This window comes from Kitasatospora sp. NPDC004669 (genome assembly GCF_040609455.1).
Taxonomy (GTDB): domain Bacteria; phylum Actinomycetota; class Actinomycetes; order Streptomycetales; family Streptomycetaceae; genus Kitasatospora.
In genome coordinates this window covers 1-19,444 of the sequence record NZ_JBEXKB010000059.1, presented here as the reverse complement: position 1 = coordinate 19,444, position 19,444 = coordinate 1, and the positions used below count along the sequence as shown (strand labels likewise).

Here is a 19,444-nt window from a genome sequence, read left to right as displayed (position 1 = left end):
CCCTTTCGGTCGACCCGCCGTCGGACGCGGCGACCAGGTCGCGGACGCGGCCCGCGAGCACCACCCGGACGTCGCCCTGCTGGACATCGAGATGCCCGGGCTGGACGGCCTGGCGGCCGCCGCCGTCCTCGCCCAACAGGCCCCCGACTGCCGGGTCGTCATCCTCACCACCTTCGGCCGCGCCGGCTACCTGCGCCGCGCCATGGAGGCGGGCGCGCTCGGCTTCGTGGTCAAGGACGCCCCGGCGGAGGTGCTGGCCGACGCCATCCGCCGGGTCGCGGCCGGGGAGCGGGTGGTGGACCCGGAACTCGCCGCCGCCACCCTCGCCGCCGGCGCCTCCCCGCTCACCGCCCGCGAGCGCGACGTCCTCGACGCCTCCCGCTCGGGTGCGGGGGTCACCGAGATCGCCGGGAAGCTCTACCTGTCCGAGGGCACGGTCCGCAACTACTTCTCCTCCGCGATCGCCAAGACCGGCACCCGCAACCGCACCGAGGCCCTGTGCGTCGCGGACGAGCGCGGCTGGCTCTAGGCGCACAGGCGTTCACATGTGCGCGCTGATCTCACCGCCGGCGGTGAGCACGAGGTAGACGCCGTTGGCGACCCCGCCGGCGTCGTGCTGGTCCGCCTCCAGCGTGCCGTCCACCTCGTCGTCGTGGCCGATGATCTCCGCGCGGTACCGGAGGTCGCCGACCTTCGTGACCTTGGCCGTCCAGCCGCCCGCGAGTTTGAAGGTGCCCGGTCCTTGGTGCCCTCCGCCCATCCAGGAGTGGACCGTTCCGTCCATCGAGAGCACGACGAACATGTCGTTGGCGTCGAGCCCGGTGTCCGTGCCGTTCGTCTCCAGCGTGGCGAGGACCTGACCGTGGTTCACGATCTTGGCTTGGAAGCGCTGGGCGCCGAGGTCGCGGATCTCGGTCGTGCTGCCGTCCACCAGGGTCTGGGTGTGGGGCGTGGCCGCCGGCTTGGTCGTGGCCGTCGGCTTGGTGGTGGTGTGGGTGCCGGGCGTTGTGGTGGGTGCGGCGGTGTTGTGCGCGCTGGGCGTGGCGGCCGGGGCGGTGGTGTCGTGGGCGTCGGGCGTGGCCGGCGTGGTGGCCGGCGTGGTCGTGGCGGGCGCGGCCGCTGATGTGGTGCTCTTGGGCGCGTCGGATGTGGAGCTGCAAGCCGTCGCGGCGGGCACCAGCAGTGCGGCGGTCAGGGCAGTGCCGGCCAGGGTGCGGACAGCGGTCGTGCGGCGGGTCGTCGAGAGGGGCATGCGGGTTCTCCTGAGCGAAGTACGGGTGAGGGCGCGCGTTGCCTGCTCCGTCTCGGACGGGGACCGGGAAGCCATGGGGCGGCGTGCAGAATCGACGGTAGTACGAACAATTGACGGAATTGAGCGTTCCATGTCACCGGACTGCTACGGCCCGGGCCGCGTCGTGCGGGCGGTCGCGTCATCGGGTGACCGTCACCGAAGTGCTGAAGGGGGTGGCCGGCCGTCAACGGCGCCGCTAGCGTGACCGTGTGAACAACGATCAACGGCTACTTCACGCCTCGTCGTTCGGAGCTGCGGCGGCCGCGTACGCGGAGCACCGTCCGGACTACGCGCAGGACGCGGTGCGTTGGGCGCTCGACCCCGCGCCCGGCCCGCGCGTGCTCGACCTCGGTGCCGGAACCGGAAAGCTGACCGCCACGCTGATCGCGATGGGCGTCGAGGTCATTGCCGTCGAGCCCGACCCGGCGATGCTGACCGAGCTGCGCCGCTCGCTGCCGGCCGTTCGCGCCCTGCCGGGCAGCGCCGAGGCGATCCCGCTGCCGGACGCCTCCGTCGACGCCGTGCTGAGCGGCAATGCCATGCACTGGTTCGACATGGCCGTCGCGGGACCGGAGATCGCCAGGGTGCTCGCCCCCGGCGGCGTCCTGGCCGGCCTGTGGAACGTCATGGACGACCAGGTCGAGTGGGTCGCCGGGCTCGCGCGGGTCAGCGGGAGCGCGGCCGTCGGTCCGCGTGACACGCCCGCGAGTTGGCGGGCCGAGACGGCCGGCGTCCACCTTCCGAAGAACGGTGCGGCAGCCCGGTTCGGCTCGCCGGAGCAGGCCCTGTTCCCGCACGGACAGCGCCGCACCGCAGACTCCCTGGTCGCGACCCTCGGGACGCGTGCGGGCATGCTGGTCATGCCGGAGCCGGAACGGGAGGCCGCGCTGGGCCGGATCCGCGAGTTCCTCGCGGGTCGACCGGAGACCGCCCACGGTGAGTTCACCCTGCCGATGATGACCGGCGTGCTGCGCGTCCGGCGGCTGTGAGGCATCAGGGTCCGACCCGAGCGCGAGGCAAGGCCGTCCGGTGGCTCCCGTGGCGTCGTCAGGCCTGCGCGGTGGGCCGGACGACGATCTCGCTGACGTCGACGCCGTCGGGCTGCTCGATCGCGTAACCGATGGCGGAGGCGATGGCGGAGGGCGGCATGGCGATCTCGTCGCGCTGCCGGGTCATCGCGGCCGCGACTTCGGGGCTGGCTCCCTTGCCTATGCCCTCGGTGTTGGTGAAGCCGGGCGAGACGAGGGTGACGCGCAGGTCGGGCCCCGATTCCTGGCGCAGGCCCTCGGTGAGCACCTTCACTGCCGTCTTGGTGGCCGCGTAGACGGCCTGCGGGGGCTTGACGACGTAGGCCGCGGTGGAGCCGACGTTGACGAAGTGGCCGGACCGCTGCCGGCGGAAGACGGGCAGGGCCGCCCCGATGCCGTTGAGCAGGCCGGTGATGTGGGTGGCGACCATGGCGTCCCAGTCGTCCTGGCGCAGGTCGTCGAACGGCGAGACGGCCATGGTGCCCGCGTTGGAGACGAGGACGTCGAGCCGGCCGAAGCGGTCGACGGCCGTGCCCGTCAGGCGCTGGAGGTCCTCGCGGCGCGTGACGTCGACGATGACGCCGGTGGCGGTGCCGCCGGCGGCCGTGATGCGGTCCACGACCGTGTTCAGCCGGTCCTCCCTGCGGGCGCCGAGCACGAGCCGGGCGCCCTTTCCGGCGAGGTAAGTCGCCGTCGCCTCACCGATGCCGCTGCTGGCGCCTGTGATCGCGATGACCTTGCCCTGGATGCCCGACATGATCAGCTGCCTTTCCTGGGTGTGCGCACGCGAGTGCGTTGACCTAGAGTGAAACCGGGGGCGCCCCCAGTTGTTTCAGGCTAAGTGGGGGCGCCTCCGTTTGGCAACTCCGAAGGGCACCTGAGAGGGGACGGCGAGCACCGATGGCCGACGAAGCACACCGGCCGTTGCGGGCCGACGCACGGCGCAACAGGGAGAAGATCCTCGCCGCTGCCGTGCGCGTGTTCACGACGCAGGGGCTGGACGCCCAGATGGAGCGCATCGCCAAGGACGCGGGCGTGGGCAGCGCGACCCTGTACCGCAACTTCCCCACCCGGGAGGCTCTGGTCGAGGCGGTCTACCGCAACGAGGTGGCCCAACTGTGCGACGCGGCCCCCGCCCTGCTCGCGCAGAAGTCACCTGACGAAGCCCTGCGCGCGTGGACACGCCTCTTCCTGGACTACGTCACCGCCAAGTACGGCATGATCGACGCCCTGCGCGCCATCGCCGCGACGGGGGGCAACCCCTACGGTCACAGCCGGGAAATGATCCAGGCCGCCATCACCTCACTCATGGACGCGTGCGCGGCGGCAGGGATGATCCGTACCGACATCAGGCCCGCCGACATCGGCGCCGCCCTCGAAGGCATCGCCCTCACCTCGGCGGGCGCCGAACACCGACAGCAAGCGGAGCGCCTGCTCGACCTCACCCTGGACGGCCTCACGGTTCGTCCGTGAGGCCTGTCTGCGGCACATCTCGGGTCCCTGACGACGGGCCGCTGACGGGGCTTGTCGGAACCGGCTGCGAAGATCACGCCCATGGATCTCGCTGACGCCCTCGCCGGCCTCGACGCCCACCCCTGGGCCTCCGTCTCGCACGCCTACGGTCCCGCCGAGGACCTGCCCGACCTGCTGCGCGCCCTGGCCGAGGGCGGCGGCGACGCCGAGGAGGCGATCTCCGAGCTGTACTCGTGCATCCTCCACCAGGGCACGGTGTACTCCGCCAGCGTGGACGCCGTCCCCTACCTCGTCCGGATCGCCGCCGCCGCCGAGCACGGGGCGGCGGAAATCCTCTGCCTGCTGGGCGGCCTGGCCGAGAGCGGCGACGAGTGGGAGATCACGCCGGGCGCTGTCCGGACCGCCGTGGCTGCCCAAATCCCTTTGCTGATACCGATGTTGGCGCACGATGAGGTGGAAGTCCGGTCGCTCGCCGCCTGGACGCTCGGCCACACCCGGGACACCGAGGCCGCCCCCGCCGCCCTGCGGGGCCGCTGGACGGCGGAGGCCGATCCCGGCGTCCGGGCCGAACTGCTCATCGCCCTCGGCCGGGTGGACCTCTCCGCCGCCGCTACCGAGGCCCGAGCTCTGCTCGGTGGGTCCACACCCGCCCCGCTCCGACTGGCCGCGCTCTACGTCACCCTGGACGCCGGGGAGCCGTGGACCGACGCCCACCACGACGCCGCCCTCGGCCTGCTGCCCGCGCGCGGACTCACCGTCGACCGCTACGGCATGCACAACCGCCAGGGGTTGTACACCGTCGTCGACAGCCTGCTGGGCCGCGACACCGAGGCCGACCGCGAGAGCGCCTTCGCCCTGCTGGACACCGCCCTGGGCGACGGACGCCCCGAGGTGCGGGCCGAGGCGATCTCGGCGGCCGACCACGCCTGCTACCTCTCCCGCAGCGCCCCGCAGCGGCTGGCCCCGGCCATCGCCGCGCTCGCCGCCGAGAACCTCGCGGAGACCGTCCTCATCAAGCTCGGCCCGGCCGCCGCCGAGGCCGCGCCGCTCCTCGCCGAACTCGCCGCCCAGCCGGACGACGAGGCGGCCGACCGGGCGCTGGCCGTGCTCGTCCGGGTCGCGCCCCGGCAGGCCGCCCCGCCGCTGGCCCGGGACCTCGACCGCCGCCCGCGCGCGCTCGACGCGGCGGGCGACTTCCACGCCCCCGCCTTCCCCTTCGACCCGGCGCTGCTCGCCGCCGTCCGGGAGCGGCTGACCGTCGACGGGCTCGGCGACAACGAGACCGCCGACCTCGTCCACCTGCTGCGCCAGTGGGGCCCCCAGGCCGCCGCCGCCCTGCCCGAGCTGTACGCCGTACTGCCCCGCTTCGCGTACGCGGCCTCCGCCATCGCGGCCGTCGCCGCCGACAGCCCGCAGGCCGATCGCGAGCGGGCCGGCACCGTACTGCGGGCCGCCACCGGGTTCCTCGCGGCCCGCGCCCACTACAACCTCACCGGCGAGACCGATGTCCTGCTCCGCGCCGCCACCGAGGGACTGACCGTCCCACGCGACTTCGTCGAGGCGGTCCAGGCCGCCGCCGACCTGGGCGCGGTCGCCGCGGGACTGCTCCCCGCCCTGCGCGCGGCGGTCAGTGAGGACACCGAGCCGACCACCCCGCAGCTGGACGGCGACACCGCGATCGCCACCGCCCTCTGGCGGATCGACGGCGACGCCGAGGAGGCCGTCACGATCCTCGCCTCCGTCCTGGACCGCACGGCCGGCAACCAGCTCTGGTACCGCTGGACCGTCGTCCGCACGCTCCGCGCGATCAGGCTCCTCGGAGCGGCCGCCCGACCCCTGGTCCCGCGCCTGGAACACCTGCTCGCCGACCCGGAGAAGGCTCCCGCCGCCGTCCTCGCCCTGCTGGACGTCGCCGACCCGGACACCGTCGACCTCGACCGACTCGCCGAGGCGGCCCTCCACTCCGCCGAGACCGGGGCGGACGTCGAGGGCGCCTGCGAGGCCCTCCGGACGCTCGGCGCCGCCGCGCTGAGCACCCACCAGCGGCTGCGCGTCGCCGAACTCGCGGAGGGGGACCGGCGCCTCGTGAGCTACGGCCTCGCGAACGGCATCATCCGCGAGGACGAGCGACTGCGCGCCGTCCTGGCCGGCATCTGAGAGGTGGGCCGGGGCGGGCCGTTGACCGGTCGACTCATCGATCGATCAACCGATTGCCGCCCCGGCCCGCTCCTGGACGGCGTGTGCCGATGGAGCTGAACGAAGCCGTCGCCGCCGGGGACGCCACCGCCGTGCACTCCCTCCCGCAGGGCGGCGCCGATGCGGACGTCGAACTGCTGGACGGTACGCCCCCGTTGCCGCGGGCCGTCGACCTCGGGTTCCCCGGCGCCGGTCGAGGCGCTGCTCGGCGAGGACCCCGGCCGACGGTCCCGCCGCGACGACCCACGGACCGAAGAGGCCTACGAGCGGGTAGGCCTGCTCGGCCCCGGGTTCGCGATCGACCACCGGGTGAACGCCCTCCGGTACCGCCGCTCCCGCAGCCGTCCCTCCTGGCCGTCCGGATCGTCAGTTGCGGGCCTGAGCCGGGCCTCTGATCTGATCAGGCTGCTGTTCTGATCGGGCCTCTGATCTGATCGGGCCGCTGTTCTGATCCGGCCTCGGGCGGCCACGCGCGGGTGGCGCCGCCCGAGGAACGTTCTCACGCCAGGCGCAGCACCAGCTTGCCGGTGTTCTCGCCGCGGAACAGCATCCCGAGGGTCTCCGGGAAGTCGTCCACGCTGCCCTCGACCAGGTGCTCCTTGACCTTGATCCGGCCGTCGCCGATCCAGCCCGCGATCTCGGCGGCCGCCGTCGCGTACTGGCGGACGTAGTCGAAGACCACGAAGCCCTCCATGCGCGCCCGCCGCACCAGCAGCGACAGGTAGTTGGACGGCCCCTGCACGGCGCTCTCGTTGTTGTACTGGCTGATCGCCCCGCAGATCACCACCCGGGCGTGCATCGCCAGCCGGGTCAGCGCGGCGTCCAGGATCGGGCCGCCGACGTTGTCGAAGTAGACGTCGATGCCGTCCGGGGCGTGGGTGCGCAGCGCCTTGCGGACGTCCTCGGCCCGGTAGTCGATCGCCGCGTCGAAGCCGAGCTCGTCGGTCAGCAGCGCGCACTTCTCCGGCCCGCCCGCGATCCCGACCACCCGGCAGCCCTTGACCTTGGCGATCTGCCCGACCAGGGTGCCGACGGCCCCGGCGGCGCCGGAGACCACCACGGTCTCGCCCTCCTTGAGCGCCCCGACCTCCAGCAGCCCGAAGTAGGCCGTCATCCCGGGCATCCCGAGCGCCCCGAGGTAGGTCGACAGCGGCGCGAGCGCGGGATCCACCTTGAGTGCTCCCTTGCCGTCCGACACCGCGTACTCCTGGACGCCGAAGGCACCCACCACGTGGTCGCCGATCTGGAACTTCGGGTGGTTGGACGCGACGACCTCGACGACCGTGTTGGCGCGCATCACCTCGTCCAGGCCCACCGGCGGCAGGTACGAGGGGCGGTCGTCCAGCCAGCCCCGCATGGCCGGGTCGAGCGAGATGTACCGGGTCCGGCCCAGGAACTCGCCGTCGCCCGGCACGCCCACGGGCTCCTCGCCGTGCGCCCAGTCCTCCGCCCGGACCTCCCCGACCGGCCGGCGGGCAAGGCGGATCTGGCGGTTCACTCCGGTCATGGCGTCTCCTGGGGCGTACTCGGGTTCAGCAGGGCAAGGACCCGAGTGTAAGCAAGCGCTTAGTCATCTGGCCAGGCCTTGTCAGGGCTCTCCGTCGACCGGCTCCTGGCCGTCGCCGACCGCAGTCCACGCCCGGCGGCGGAACTCCGCGAGGTTGAGCGCGTCCGCCCCCTGTCCGGCGGTGGGCGCACTACCGGGCCATGGGCCAGAGGTGCTCGGCCTCGGGGCGGTCGGCGAGTTCGCGGTGGGCCGCGGCGCGCAGGGGTCCGCCCGGAGCGGTGGACGGCCGGAACGCTGTGGATGTGGCCGGCGAGCCCGCAGTTCGGGGGTGTCGGCTCGGGACGCGCTCCTGCTGGGCCTGGTTGCGGATCAACTCGCGGGAATCACCGAGGTACCGGTGATTCCGAGCGGGTGGCAGGTCCAGCTGAGGCGCAGGTCGGACTCGGGAACGGTGAGCAGCGCGTCGACGCCGGAGTGCTGCTCGCCCGTCTGACCGGTGCCACCCCGGTAGCTGCCGACGGGCTCGGCCCGGACCTCCACCGGCCGCGGGGTGCCGGGCGGCCGGTTCGGGGAGACGTCCCAGTCGGGCCCGGCCAGCAGCCCGGGTCGCTCGGCGGTGGCCTCCAGGTGGGTGTGCAGTAGGCCGCCGACCCGCAGCACGCCGCTGTGCCAGACCCGCACGTCCCCGGACCCGGCCGCGCCGACCAGGGCGGGTTCGGCGAGCAGCACGGCCTGCGCCGACGGCACGGCCGGGGCGTCCAGGGACAGTCCCACCTGGCGCGGCAGGAAGGCGTGCCGGATCACCAGCATCAGGCCGCCCCGGTCGGGCACCGGTCCGAACCGGCAGATCACGAACTCGACGCCGTACTCGGGGTCGTTGCGGATGGCGGGCAGGGCGAGGGTGCCGTGGGAGTTCCCCGGCAGGGTGAGGTAGACCAGCCAGGGCAGGGCGGACCCGGCCAGCGGCGGCACCGGGCGGTGTTCCAGGGCCAGCACGGTGAACAGCCCGGCCGGGGTGTCCAGCAGCCCGCCGTGGCTCAGTCGGCTACCGGGGGTGTCGTGGAGCGTCTCCGGCGGGCGCAACAGATGCATGCCCGCGACGGTAGGGGACCCGCCGGTGCGGCCCCCTGCGCCGCACCGACAGGTCAGCCGCTCAGCCCTGCCCGGCTGTCGACGGTGCCCACCCGAGGGCGGGCCCGAGCCGGGTGGCGAGGTCGGTGAGGATCTGTACGTAGTCCTCGTGCTCGAAGGTGAACGGCAGCGCGACGGCGACTTCGTCCACCTCCCGGAACCCGGCGTGGGCGTGCAGCCGCTCGACGAGCTCCTCGGAGCTGCCGACCAGGTCGGGTGCGAAGAGCAGCCGGTTCGGGCCCTGCGGGGTGAGGGTGCGCGGGGTGCGGGCGAGGGCGTAGGCCTGGTACTCGGACCGCTGCTCGGGGGTCGCGCTGTCGGTGGGGATGAGCACCAGGCCCTGGGAGACCCGGGCGCGCTCGCCGTCGGGGTGCAGGGCGCGGAAGGTGCGGATCTGCTCGGCCTGGATCTCGGCGAAGTCCGGTGCGGGGTCCGTCTGTTCGGGCTTGACCACGCTGCTGGTGAGCAGGTTGATCCCCTGCTCGCCGGCCCACCGCGCCGAGCGCAGGCTGCCGGCGCCGTACCAGAGCCGATCGACCAGGCCGGGGGAGTGCGGCTGGACCCGGCGCGAGTACTCCTCGATGCCCTCGGTGCCGGCGAAGTCGGAGGCGTCCTCGCCGCGGACCAGGGCGAGCAGCCGTTCGGCCCGGCGGTAGCCGAAGTCCTCGTCCTCGCCGGTGTCGGGGTAGAGGGCGCCGCGCACCTGCTCGTAGTGGACGGGCGGGCCGACGCTGAAGCCGGGGTTGAGCCGACCGCCGGAGAGCAGGTCGACGGTGGCGAGGTCCTCGGCGAGGCGCAACGGGTTCTCCCAGCCGAGCGGGGTGACGGCGGTGCCTAGCTGGATGCGGCTGGTGCGTTGGGTGGCGGCGGCGAGGACGGCGACGGGGGAGGAGATCCCGTACTGGAGGTGGCGGTGGCGCAGCCAGGCGCTGTCGAAGCCGAGCTGCTCGCCGAGGGTGATCAGCTCCAGGGTGGACTCGTGGCCCCGGCGCGGGTCGGCCTCGTCGAAGAGCCCGATGGTCAGGAAGCCGAGTTTCCGCAGTGGGCGGGGGGAGGGCGGCATGGTGGCGGCTCCGCGTGGGATCGGGCGGCCCGGGGCGGGCCGGTCGGGTGGTGCCCGTCGAACGTACGCAGACCGTGCGCGGTGCGACAAGATCGACGCGCGATCCGGACACCGGACTGCAACGGGGCGTTACACCGGGCCACGCGCGGGCGTGACACCGGGCCGCGCGCGGGGCGGGCCCCCGCCGGTGGGGCGGGGGCCCGCCGTGACCGCCGGGGGATCAGCAGCTGCGCAGCTCCGGGCTCTGGTTGCGGATCTGGTTGTGCAGCGAGGTGAACTCGCGGTACGCCTCGCTGTCCTCGGCGCCGGGCCGGAAGGCGCCGACGCGGTGGCAGTTGACGAAGGCGAGCTTGACCCCGAAGTGGTCCTCCAGGCTGCCCCGAATGGCGTTGCTGGCCAGCGCGCGCAGCAGCTGGGCGCGCTGCTCGTCGCTGGGCGTGGTGTTGTCGGTGGTGAACTCGGCCTCGCCGGCAGCCAGTTCGGTGCTGAGCCCGGCGACGACCTGGTAGGCGTAAGGGAGCGAGCTACGGACGGTGTCGAGGAAGTCGGCCTCGTCCACGTGGCCGGTGCGGGCCTGGTCGAGGAGGGCGGGGGAGACGTCGAGCGACATGGGTGTCCTCTTTCGCGGAGCGCGCGGGCGCGCACTGGGGATGGCTAACGAAGATGAAAACCATTTGCGTAATGGACTCTCCTGGACGACTCGACGCCCTGTCAAGTGCCGGCCCCCCGAAGGGCTGACGCGCGGCGGCACCGGCTGCCGTGGAGCCCCGATGGCGTGAGCGTGCAAGCAGGGACGGCTCTGCCGGCGCTACCGGGTTCCATCTCCCCGGCCTGCCCGGAGGCTTGCGACCACTGCGTGATCCGGAGGCCGTGGACGGCGAGTGATCACCGCCCATCGGGGGGCGCCGACCAGCCCTGCTGAGGGCTGGTCCCCGGGCTGCGGTCGGGTTGCTCAGACGGTCACGCCTGGCCGCTGCCGGGGCAGTTCGGCGTGGCGCACCGCGTCGGAGGCCAGGGCGATGACCGCGCCCAGGCTGGCGAAGATGCCGCAGCCGACGAACACGGGGGCGGCACCCCAGACTCCGATGGCAGCGCCGACCAGCGGGTAGCTGAGGGGGGCGAGACCGACCATGGTGAGCATGACGACGGAGGTGACCCGGCCGAGATAGGCCGGGTCCGCCGCGGTCTGTATGAGGGCGTTGTCCAGACTGCCGAAGACGCCCGCACACAGTCCGATGACCGCAGCCAGTACCGCGGTGAGCCAAAGGGTGGGCACCAGCGCGATGGTGGCCGCGCCCGCGCAGCCCACGAGCAGTGTCCCGGTCATCATCAGGCCGGCACGGGGCAGCCATCCTGCGATGGCGAGCAGTGAGGCGCTGGCCGCAGCTCCTGCGCCGAAGCTGCCGGCGATCCAGCCGTAGCCGGAAGGACCCCAGCCGCGTTCGGCGTTGAGGAGCACCATGCCGACGTTGAGGGTGCCGATGAGCCCGAGTTCGCAGACGGCGCCGCCGGCGACGAGCGGGCCGATGAGGCGGTGGCGGCGGATGTAGCGCAGGCCGTCGAGCAGGTCCTGCAGTGCGGTGCCGGACTCCGACCGCTCGGTGCCGGACTCCGACCGCTCGGCGCCGCTCGCCACGACGGGCCGCATCCGTATCGTCAGCAGGGGCGGCAGGGACAGCGCGAAAAGCAGTCCGGCGACGGTGAAGGCGGCCGCGGGTCCGCCGAGCCCCATGGCCAGGCCGCCGATCGGCGGGCCCGTGATCTGGCCGAGGCGCATCGACAGCGAGCGCATGCCGGTGACCCGGGCCAGCTGGTCAGGGGTGGTGATCCGGGGCGGGAGGGCGCCGACTGCGGGTACGAACAGCGCGTCCACGGCACCGAAGACGAGCGCCACCGTGACCAGGATCCACAGGGCCGGCGCCGTCAGTGCGATGCCGGCGGCCACCGCCAGGATGAGCAGGCAGCGCAGCGCGTCACTGCCGAGAATCACCCGACGGGGGTCGAACCGGTCGGCCACCACACCCCCGCCGAGCATGAGTAACGCTCGCGGTAGCGCCCCGGAGGCCATGACGAGACCGACTTCGGCAGGACCGGCGGCCTTCTGGGCGGACCAGCCCAGGGCGACGAAGTACACGCTGTCGCCGATGAGGGAAACGGTGTATGCGGTGAGCCAGCGCAGCACGTTGCCGTCGCGGTGGGCCGGTGTGGTGGCGTGTTCGGGCAGGACTGTCTCTGGGATGGCCATGGTGGGCTCCAGTGAGTCGGAATTCGGCTGAGTCAGGGCCGGAAGGGAAAGCCGTAGAGGTGCACGGACACGTGCTCGCGGTCCTCGGTGTCGCCGGCTGCCTTGGCGGCCTTGCTGCGCTCCCGCCAGCGTCGGGCGAGCGCCTGAAGCTCGCCGCTCATCTCGGCGAGTTCGGCCGGGGTGAGGTCGAGCAGCCACTCGGAGCTGAAGGACGCGTCGGTCCACGCCTTCCCCCAGGCGGACTTCTGGTCGAGGTACGTGCGGTACTGGGCGACGCGGGTGTCGAACATGCCGCGGGTCACCGCGCCGACCGCGGCGGCGCCTTCGGGCGTGTCCGCGAAGTCCGAGTCGCGGAAGCCCCAGCCCTCTTCGGATACGACCTTCCACCACCGCTCGCGGCCGTCGGTGCCCTGGCCGCTCGCCTGGGTCACGAAGCCGTGCTCGGCGAGCTTGCGCAAGTGGTAGCTGACCAGCGAGGGCGTTTCGTCGACGTGCTCGGCGAGCTGAGAGGCGGTCGCGGTGCCCGCGGCGTACAGCAGCCGGTACAGCTGCATCCGCAGCGGGTTCATGACCGCCCTCAACCGTGACAGGTCGGTGATCTGCTCAGGCTCGTGCTTCGGTCGCATGCACTCACCGTAGATGTGAAGCGAAAACTTCGCAATAACCGCTTCAGAGTTGCGTACCCGAGCAGCCCGACTCGGGGTGCCGAACGGCCTTCAGTCGTGCCCTCACGTCCGCCTCGCCCGGCGGCACTGGACTACGCGTCTCTTTCCGCGCCCTGCTCTGACGGGCCGATGGGAGCCGACGGCTTGCGGACTTTGATCACGAACATCGTGATGACGACAGCCAGCGCCGCGAAGACGAGGCCCGTCTGGAAGGCGCGGGCGATGCCGTGCACCAGCACCTCCGAGGACTGCGGTGCGGGCAGCTTGCCGGTCGTCTCGAACTGAAGGGCCTGCTCCGGGGTGGCCTGCTGGAGGAACCTCCCGACCTGCCGGCGGGCCTCGTTGCGGCTGGCCGTGCCGTACACCGTGACCAGGATCGACAGGCCCAGTGAACCGCCCACCTGCTGGGTGGTGTTGAGCATGCCGGTGGCCGCGCCGGTCTCGTGCGGGGCGACCTGGGAGACGACGGTGAGGATCACCGGCACGAAGATCGAGCCCATCCCGAAGCCGAACAGCAGCGTCGGCCCGAGGATGCCGGACGCGTAGGTGGTGTCGATGTCGATCCGGGTCGCCCAGGTGACCCCGGCGAGGACCAGGATCGAGCCGGTGGTCAGGAACGGCTTAGGGCCCCAACGGATCTGGTTGCGGGCGGCGAACTGGGCGGCGGCGATGGTGGCCACGCTGATCGGGAGGAAGGCGAAGCCGGCCCGCAGTGGGCTGAAGCCGAGGATCTCCTGTACGAACAGGGTGATGAAGAAGAAGATGCTGAACATCGTCGCGGCCACGCAGAGCATCAGTCCGTACGTGCCGGAGCGGTTGCGGTCGCGCAGGAGGTGGAGGGGCGTGATCGGCTGTCGCGCGCGCTGCTCGTTCGCCACGAACGCCGCCAGCAGCAGCACCGCGAGGCTGAAGGCGGTCAGGGTGACGGCGTCGGTCCAGCCGTGGTCGGAGGTGCGGATGAACCCGTACACCAGCGAGACCATGCCCGCCGTGGCGGTGAACGCGCCGGTCAGGTCGAAGTGTCCGGGGTGGCGCTCGGACTCGTCGATGTACAGCGGCGCCAGCAGGGCGATCGCGATGCCGATCGGCACATTGACGAAGAACACCCAGCGCCAGGACAGCCAGGAGGTCAGCATGCCGCCGAGCAGCACGCCGATCGCGCCGCCCGCGCCCGCGACGGCGGAGAAGACCCCGAAGGCCCGGTTGCGCTCGGGGCCCTCCTTGAAGTTGGTGGCGATCAGCGCCAGCGCGGTCGGCGAGGCGATCGCTCCGCCGACTCCCTGCAGGGCCCGCGCGGCCAGCAGCCAGGCGGAGTTCTGCGCGACCCCGCCGAGCAGCGACGCGAAGCCGAAGACCAGGACGCCGACGATGAACACCCGTCGGCGGCCGAGGATGTCGCCCGCCCGCCCGCCGAGCAGCAGCAGGCCGCCGAAGGTCAGCGTGTAGGCGTTGATGACCCAGGACAGGTCGGTGGTGCTGAACTTCAGCGCCTGCTGAATGTGCGGCAGCGCGATGTTCACGATCGTGATGTCGAGAACGACCATGAGTTGGGTGGCCGCGATGACGGTGAGGGCTATCCCTGGGTGCCGGCCCCGACGTGCGGTCGCGGGCGGAGGCGTGGCCAGAGCACGCGAGGTGGCCATGGCGGGTTCCCCAATGGCTCGGGAGCGAACGATGGGCAAGGCACTGATCGGTACACCACTGCTGACGGTAGTCCTGGGAGATAGGGAACACAACCGTTCATTACGGACAAGCAGTGATTTCCGGACAATCGCTCCAGGTGCGGGGCGCGGCGCCCTCGTCGCGGCGCCCACCGGCTGAGGAAACGCTGCGAAAACGATGCGAGTGGCCTCCGGGTCGGGTCTGCGCGACGGTCGAACCGTGCAGGCAACCACCGACCGGCCGCTCGCCCGGCCCACCGTCCCCGAGAACGCCGACGACGGGCGGGCCCGGCTGCGTGCGCTGATGGCCCGCATCGCCCGCGCCGATGAACCGGCCTTCGAGGACCTCTACAGCGCCACCGCCGGCGCCGTCCTGGGGCTGATCCTGCGGGTGCTGCGCGACCACGCGCAGGCCGAGGAGGTCCTCCAGGAGACGTTCTGGCAGGTGTGGCGGGAAGCCCCGCGCTACCGCCCCGAGCGCGGCGAAGTCCTGCCCTGGATGCTCACCCTGGCCCACCGGCGCGCCGTCGACCGCGTCCGCTCCGCCCAGGCCGCGGCCGACCGCGACCGGACCGTCGCCGTGCGCGCCTACACCCCGGAATTCGACGAGGTCGCCGACCGGGTCGAGGGCAGCCTCGACCGCGACCGGGTCCGGCGGGCCCTGGCCGCGCTGACCGACGTCCAGCGCGAATGCCTGCTGCTGGTCTACTTCGGGGGCTGCACCCAGGCCCAGGCGGCCGCAGTGATCGGAGCACCCCTGGGCACCGTCAAGACCCGTATCCGCGACGGCCTGTCGCGCCTACGCGACCGACTCGGCGACGTCCCCGAGGCGCCGCCCCGCCCGTACGCGCGTCAGCGGACCGGCCCCGCCGCCAGGTCGTAGGCTCGCGGCCGTGACCGCCCCGACCGCCCCGAACAGTCCGACCGGCCCGAACGCTTCGACCGCCCCGACCGGCCCCGCTCAACCCGGACTGACCACCGGGGCCCTGGCCCGCCGGCTCGGGGTCTCACCCACCACCATCCGTTCCTGGGAACGCCGTTACGGCATCGGCCCGGCCCACCACGCCCCCGGGCGGCACCGTCGGTGGGAGCCGCACGACGTGGCCGTCCTGGAGGAGATGTGCCGCCTCACCGCCCGCGGGGTGACGCCGGCCGAAGCCGCCCGCAGCGCCCTGGCCGCCTCCCCGGACACACCCCCGACCGGTATCGGGGCGGCGCCCGGTCCCGGTGGCCACACCCTCGCCGTGGGCACCGTCCGCCCCGAGTGCCGGGGACTGGCCCGGGCCGCCGTACGCCTCGACGCCCCCGAAGTCGCACGCATCCTCGCCCGCAGCGTCGAGGACCTCGGCCCGGTCATCGCCTGGACGGAGGTCATGACCCCGGCGCTGCGGGCGGCCGGGCGCAAATGGGCGGCCGAGGGCGAACGCTACATCGAGGTGGAGCACCTGCTGTCCTGGCACGTCGCCGCCGCCCTGCGCCGGGCCGCCGACCGGCCGGCCCAGGCACCCGGTCCGGCCGCGCTGCTCGCCGGCATGCCCACCGAACTGCACGCCCTCCCACTGGAGGCGGTCGCCGCGGGGCTCGCCGACCGTGGCCTGCCGTTTCGCATGTTCGGCCCCGCCCTGCCGCCCGAGGCGCTCGTCGAGGCGGTCCGCCGCACCGGCCCGCCCGCCGTCCTGCTCTGGTCCCAGGTCGCCCGCACCGCCGACCGGGCCCTGGCCGCACGCGTCGCCCACCTCACCTGGGGCCCGCACGGCGCGCGCACCCGCCCCGTCGTCCTGGCCGCCGGACCGGGGTGGTCCGGCACCCGCCGCCCGCCCGGCGCCCTGCGGCCCCGCGACCTCGCCACCGCCCTCGACCAGCTGGAGGACCTGCTCCGCTGAACCCGATCCCGGCCCCCGCCGGCTCCGAATACGAGGCGCCCCCGCCCGGCGGAGCGCGGGGACACCCCCACCGCACGGAAGGAGCGGACGGTGGACGAGCGAGCCCGTACCGGGCAGTGCTGCCTGGTCACCGGGGCCACCGGCTACATCGGTGGACGACTGGTACCCGAACTGCTCTCCGCCGGACACCGGGTGCGCTGTCTGGCCCGCGACCCCGGGCGGCTGCGCGACCAGCCGTGGCGCGCCGAGGTGGAGGTGGCCCCCGGCGACGTCACCCGGCCCGGGACCCTGGACGGCGCCTTCGAGGGCGTCGACATCGCCTACTACCTGGTCCACTCCCTCGGCACCGGGCCCGGCTTCGAGGACACCGACAGACGCGCCGCCCGGTCCTTCGCGCGGGCGGCCGCGCAGTCCCGGGTGGGCCGGATCGTCTACCTCAGCGGGCTGATGCCCGCCGGAGTGCCCGAAGCCGAGCTGTCGCCGCACCTGCGCTCGCGGGCGGAGGTCGGCCGCGTCCTGCGCACCGGCGGCGTGCCCACCGCCGAACTGCGGGCCGCCGTCATCATCGGCTCCGGCTCCGCCTCCTTCGAGATGCTCCGCTACCTGACCGAACGCCTGCCCGCCATGGTCACCCCCCGCTGGGTCGACACCCGCATCCAGCCCATCGCCGTCCGCGACGTGCTCCGCTACCTCGTTGGTGCCGCCGCCCTGCCGCCGCAGGTCGACCGGGCCTTCGACATCGGCGGACCGGACGTCCTGACCTACCGGCTGATGATGCAGCGCTACGCGAGGGCGGCCGGCCTGCCCAGACGGCTGATCGTGCCCGTGCCCGTGCTGTCCCCGGCCCTGTCCAGCCACTGGGTCGGTCTGGTCACCCCCGTCCCCGGCCCGCTCGCCCGCCCGCTGGTGGAGTCCCTGCGGCACGAGGTGGTCTGCGGCGAACACGACATCGCCCGCTGGATCCCCGACCCACCGGCGGGGCTGACCGGATTCGACCGCGCCGTCGAACTCGCGCTGCGCCGCATCCGCGAGGCCCGGGTCACCACCAGCTGGTCCTCCGCCGCACTCCCCGGAGCCCCCAGCGACCCGCTGCCCACCGACCCCGCGTGGGCCGGCGGCAGTCTCTACCAGGACCTCCGCGAACGCCGGGTCGCAGCCGACCCCGCCGCCGTGTGGCGGGTCATCGAGGGCGTCGGCGGCGAGAACGGCTGGTACTCCCTCCCGTTCGTGTGGGCGTTGCGCGGCACCCTCGACCGCCTGGCCGGCGGCGCCGGCCTCCGCCGGGGCCGGCGCGACCGCGACCGGCTACGGGTCGGCGACGCCCTCGACTTCTGGCGGGTGGAGGAGATCGAGCCCGGACGCATGCTGCGCCTGCGCGCCGAGATGCGCCTGCCGGGCCTGGCCTGGCTCGAACTGCGGGTCACCCCCGACGGTGACGGCGGCGCGCGCTACCACCAACGCGCCCTGTTCCACCCGCACGGACTGGCCGGTCACGCCTACTGGTGGTCGGTGGCACCCTTCCACGCCCTGGTGTTCGACGCCATGGCGCGCAACATCACGGAACGCGCCCGCCGGACGGCGTGAGCCGCGCGGGTCCGGCACGGCAACGGCACCCTCCGTATCCTGGCCGCAGGCGTCCTCACCGCACGCGTGCTCGCCGCAGGCGTCCTTACCGCGCGTCCTTGCCCGTACCCGGACCAATCCGCGGTGCGATCGGCTCCGAAGGCTCGGTGCAGAGCAGCGCGGGCCGCCGGTGCGGCCCGGACCAGCGAAGGGCCCGCCCATGACCGTCTCGATCGCCTTGTTCACCCAGGACCTGCGCCTGCACGACAACCCCGTGCTGCACGCCGCGCGCACCGCGTCCGACCAGGTGGTGCCCCTGTTCGTCCTCGATCCCGGCGTCGAGGCGGCGGGCTTCGCCGCCCCCAACCGGCAGGCCTTCCTGGCCGACTGCCTCGCCGACCTGGACGCCTCGCTGCGCCGCACCGGCTCCCGGCTGACCGTACGCCGCGGCGGAACCGCCGAGCAGACCGCCGGGGTCGCCGCCGAGACCGGGGCCGCGACGGTGCACGTCGCCGCCGGGGTGAGCGGCTTCGCCCGACGGCGCGAGGAACGGTTGCTCGCCGTGTTCGGCGACCGCCTGCACGTTCACGATGCCTCCGTGACGGTGGTCCCACCGGGCCGGATCACCCCGGCCGGCCGCGACCACTACGCGATCTTCACCCCCTACCACCGCGCCTGGCTGCAGGCTCCGCACCGGACAGTGCTGGACGCGCCCCGGGTCATCCGCACGCCGAGCGGCATCGGCAGCGAGAACCTGGTCGTCAGCGGCCCCTTCTCGCCGGCCCTGCCCCGCGGCGGCGAGGTCGCGGCCCGGGCGCGGTGGCGCCGCTGGGACGTCGACGAGTACGCCGAGGCGCACGACGACCCCGCCGCCGACTCGACCTCCCGGCTCTCCCCGTACCTGCACTTCGGGTGCCTGTCGCCCACGGAGCTGACCGCCCGTGCCCTCCAACGCGGCAGCACCGGGGCGCAGGCGTTCGTGCGGCAGCTCGCCTGGCGCGACTTCCACCACCAGGTCCTCGCCGCCCGCCCCGACGCCGCCCACCGCGACTACCGCACCAGGGGCGACCACTGGTACCACGACGAGCACGAGGCCGAAGCCTGGCGCCAGGGCCGCACCGGCTACCCGATCATCGACGCCGGGATGCGTCAGCTCGCCCACGAGGGTTGGATGCACAACCGGGCCCGCCTCCTCACGGCGAGCTTCCTCGCCAAGACCCTCTACCTGGACTGGCGGATCGGCGCCGCCCACTTCCTGTCCCTCCTGGTCGACGGCGACGTCGCCAACAACCAGCTCAACTGGCAGTGGGTCGCCGGCACCGGCACCGACACCAGGCCCAACCGGATCCTCAATCCGCTGCGCCAGGCCGACCGTTACGACCCCGACGGGACCTACGTGCGCCGGTGGCTGCCGGAACTCGCCCACCTGCCCGGACCGGCCGTCCACCGCCCCTGGCTGCTCGCCCCCGACTACCCGGACCCGATCATCGCCCCGGACGCCCTGACGGTCCGGCTGCGCCGTGCCCGGGAGCTGGACTGAGCCCTCGCCGGACGTCGTCCGGCAGAGCAACGTCGAGTGGGCGCGGGCCTCGGCCCTCCGACCGAGGCCTCTGTCCAACCACCCGGCCCCGGGGGGGGGCCCCCCCCCCCGGGGGGGGGGGGGCGCCCCCCCCCCCCCCGGCCCCCCCGGGCCCCCCCCCCGGCGCCGCCCACACGTCGGGCCCCCCGAGGGGAACGG

16 protein-coding genes and 1 pseudogene are annotated in these 19,444 nt (G+C 73.5%); 8 read left to right on the top strand and 9 right to left on the bottom strand.

What is annotated here, in order from left to right; genetic code table 11:
• Positions 1-19 precede the first annotated feature (19 nt).
• Positions 20-529, top strand: a pseudogene (locus ABZW30_RS35370) (response regulator transcription factor); the annotation flags it as partial.
• A 12-nt stretch (positions 530-541) separates the two neighbouring features.
• Here the strand turns inward: ABZW30_RS35370 and ABZW30_RS35365 are convergent.
• A complete protein-coding gene (locus ABZW30_RS35365; protein WP_355675347.1) occupies positions 542-1,252 on the bottom strand; it encodes a hypothetical protein in 711 nt (236 codons plus the stop codon).
• 248 nt (positions 1,253-1,500) lie between these two features.
• On the opposite strand from ABZW30_RS35365, the gene ABZW30_RS35360 reads away from it, so the two are divergent.
• Entirely contained in the window at positions 1,501-2,280 is a 780-nt protein-coding gene (locus ABZW30_RS35360; RefSeq protein WP_355675346.1) for a class I SAM-dependent methyltransferase, read from the top strand.
• A 58-nt stretch (positions 2,281-2,338) separates the two neighbouring features.
• On the opposite strand, the gene ABZW30_RS35355 is transcribed toward ABZW30_RS35360, so the two are convergent.
• On the bottom strand, positions 2,339-3,076 hold the full coding sequence (locus ABZW30_RS35355; RefSeq protein ID WP_355675345.1) for an SDR family oxidoreductase: 738 nt from the start codon (positions 3,074-3,076) through the stop codon (positions 2,339-2,341).
• A gap of 143 nt (positions 3,077-3,219) precedes the next feature.
• On the opposite strand from ABZW30_RS35355, the gene ABZW30_RS35350 reads away from it, so the two are divergent.
• Entirely contained in the window at positions 3,220-3,792 is a 573-nt protein-coding gene (locus ABZW30_RS35350; protein WP_355675344.1) for a helix-turn-helix domain-containing protein, read from the top strand.
• A gap of 81 nt (positions 3,793-3,873) precedes the next feature.
• On the top strand, positions 3,874-5,949 hold the full coding sequence (locus tag ABZW30_RS35345) for a HEAT repeat domain-containing protein (RefSeq protein ID WP_355675343.1): 2,076 nt from the start codon (positions 3,874-3,876) through the stop codon (positions 5,947-5,949).
• Between the two features lie 538 nt (positions 5,950-6,487).
• On the opposite strand, the gene ABZW30_RS35340 is transcribed toward ABZW30_RS35345, so the two are convergent.
• The 7 genes from ABZW30_RS35340 to ABZW30_RS35310 form a co-directional block, all read right to left on the bottom strand.
• A complete protein-coding gene (locus ABZW30_RS35340) occupies positions 6,488-7,495 on the bottom strand; it encodes an NADP-dependent oxidoreductase (protein ID WP_355675342.1) in 1,008 nt (335 codons plus the stop codon).
• A 369-nt stretch (positions 7,496-7,864) separates the two neighbouring features.
• Positions 7,865-8,587 (bottom strand): hypothetical protein, encoded by a 723-nt coding sequence (locus ABZW30_RS35335; RefSeq protein WP_355675341.1) that lies wholly within the window; start codon positions 8,585-8,587, stop codon positions 7,865-7,867.
• Between the two features lie 61 nt (positions 8,588-8,648).
• Positions 8,649-9,689 (bottom strand): LLM class flavin-dependent oxidoreductase, encoded by a 1,041-nt coding sequence (locus tag ABZW30_RS35330; RefSeq protein WP_355675340.1) that lies wholly within the window; start codon positions 9,687-9,689, stop codon positions 8,649-8,651.
• 220 nt (positions 9,690-9,909) lie between these two features.
• Positions 9,910-10,299: an SCO5389 family protein gene (locus tag ABZW30_RS35325; protein WP_355675339.1), complete on the bottom strand. Its 390-nt coding sequence runs from the start codon at positions 10,297-10,299 to the stop codon at positions 9,910-9,912.
• Between the two features lie 342 nt (positions 10,300-10,641).
• On the bottom strand, positions 10,642-11,934 hold the full coding sequence (locus ABZW30_RS35320; RefSeq protein ID WP_355675338.1) for an MFS transporter: 1,293 nt from the start codon (positions 11,932-11,934) through the stop codon (positions 10,642-10,644).
• A gap of 32 nt (positions 11,935-11,966) precedes the next feature.
• Positions 11,967-12,560, bottom strand: coding sequence for a helix-turn-helix domain-containing protein (locus ABZW30_RS35315; protein ID WP_355675337.1), 594 nt, complete (start codon positions 12,558-12,560; stop codon positions 11,967-11,969).
• A gap of 131 nt (positions 12,561-12,691) precedes the next feature.
• Entirely contained in the window at positions 12,692-14,242 is a 1,551-nt protein-coding gene (locus tag ABZW30_RS35310; protein ID WP_355675336.1) for an MFS transporter, read from the bottom strand.
• A gap of 310 nt (positions 14,243-14,552) precedes the next feature.
• On the opposite strand from ABZW30_RS35310, the gene sigK reads away from it, so the two are divergent.
• The 4 genes from sigK (at position 14,553) to ABZW30_RS35290 (ending at position 19,246) form a co-directional block, all read left to right on the top strand.
• Positions 14,553-15,143, top strand: a complete 591-nt coding sequence (sigK, locus tag ABZW30_RS35305) for an ECF RNA polymerase sigma factor SigK (RefSeq protein ID WP_355675382.1) — start codon at positions 14,553-14,555, stop codon at positions 15,141-15,143.
• An 88-nt stretch (positions 15,144-15,231) separates the two neighbouring features.
• Entirely contained in the window at positions 15,232-16,143 is a 912-nt protein-coding gene (locus ABZW30_RS35300) for a MerR family transcriptional regulator (protein WP_355675381.1), read from the top strand.
• Between the two features lie 90 nt (positions 16,144-16,233).
• On the top strand, positions 16,234-17,727 hold the full coding sequence (locus ABZW30_RS35295; RefSeq protein WP_355675335.1) for an SDR family oxidoreductase: 1,494 nt from the start codon (positions 16,234-16,236) through the stop codon (positions 17,725-17,727).
• Positions 17,728-17,926: 199 nt separating this feature from the next.
• Positions 17,927-19,246, top strand: coding sequence for a deoxyribodipyrimidine photo-lyase (locus tag ABZW30_RS35290; protein WP_355675334.1), 1,320 nt, complete (start codon positions 17,927-17,929; stop codon positions 19,244-19,246).
• Positions 19,247-19,444 lie beyond the last annotated feature (198 nt).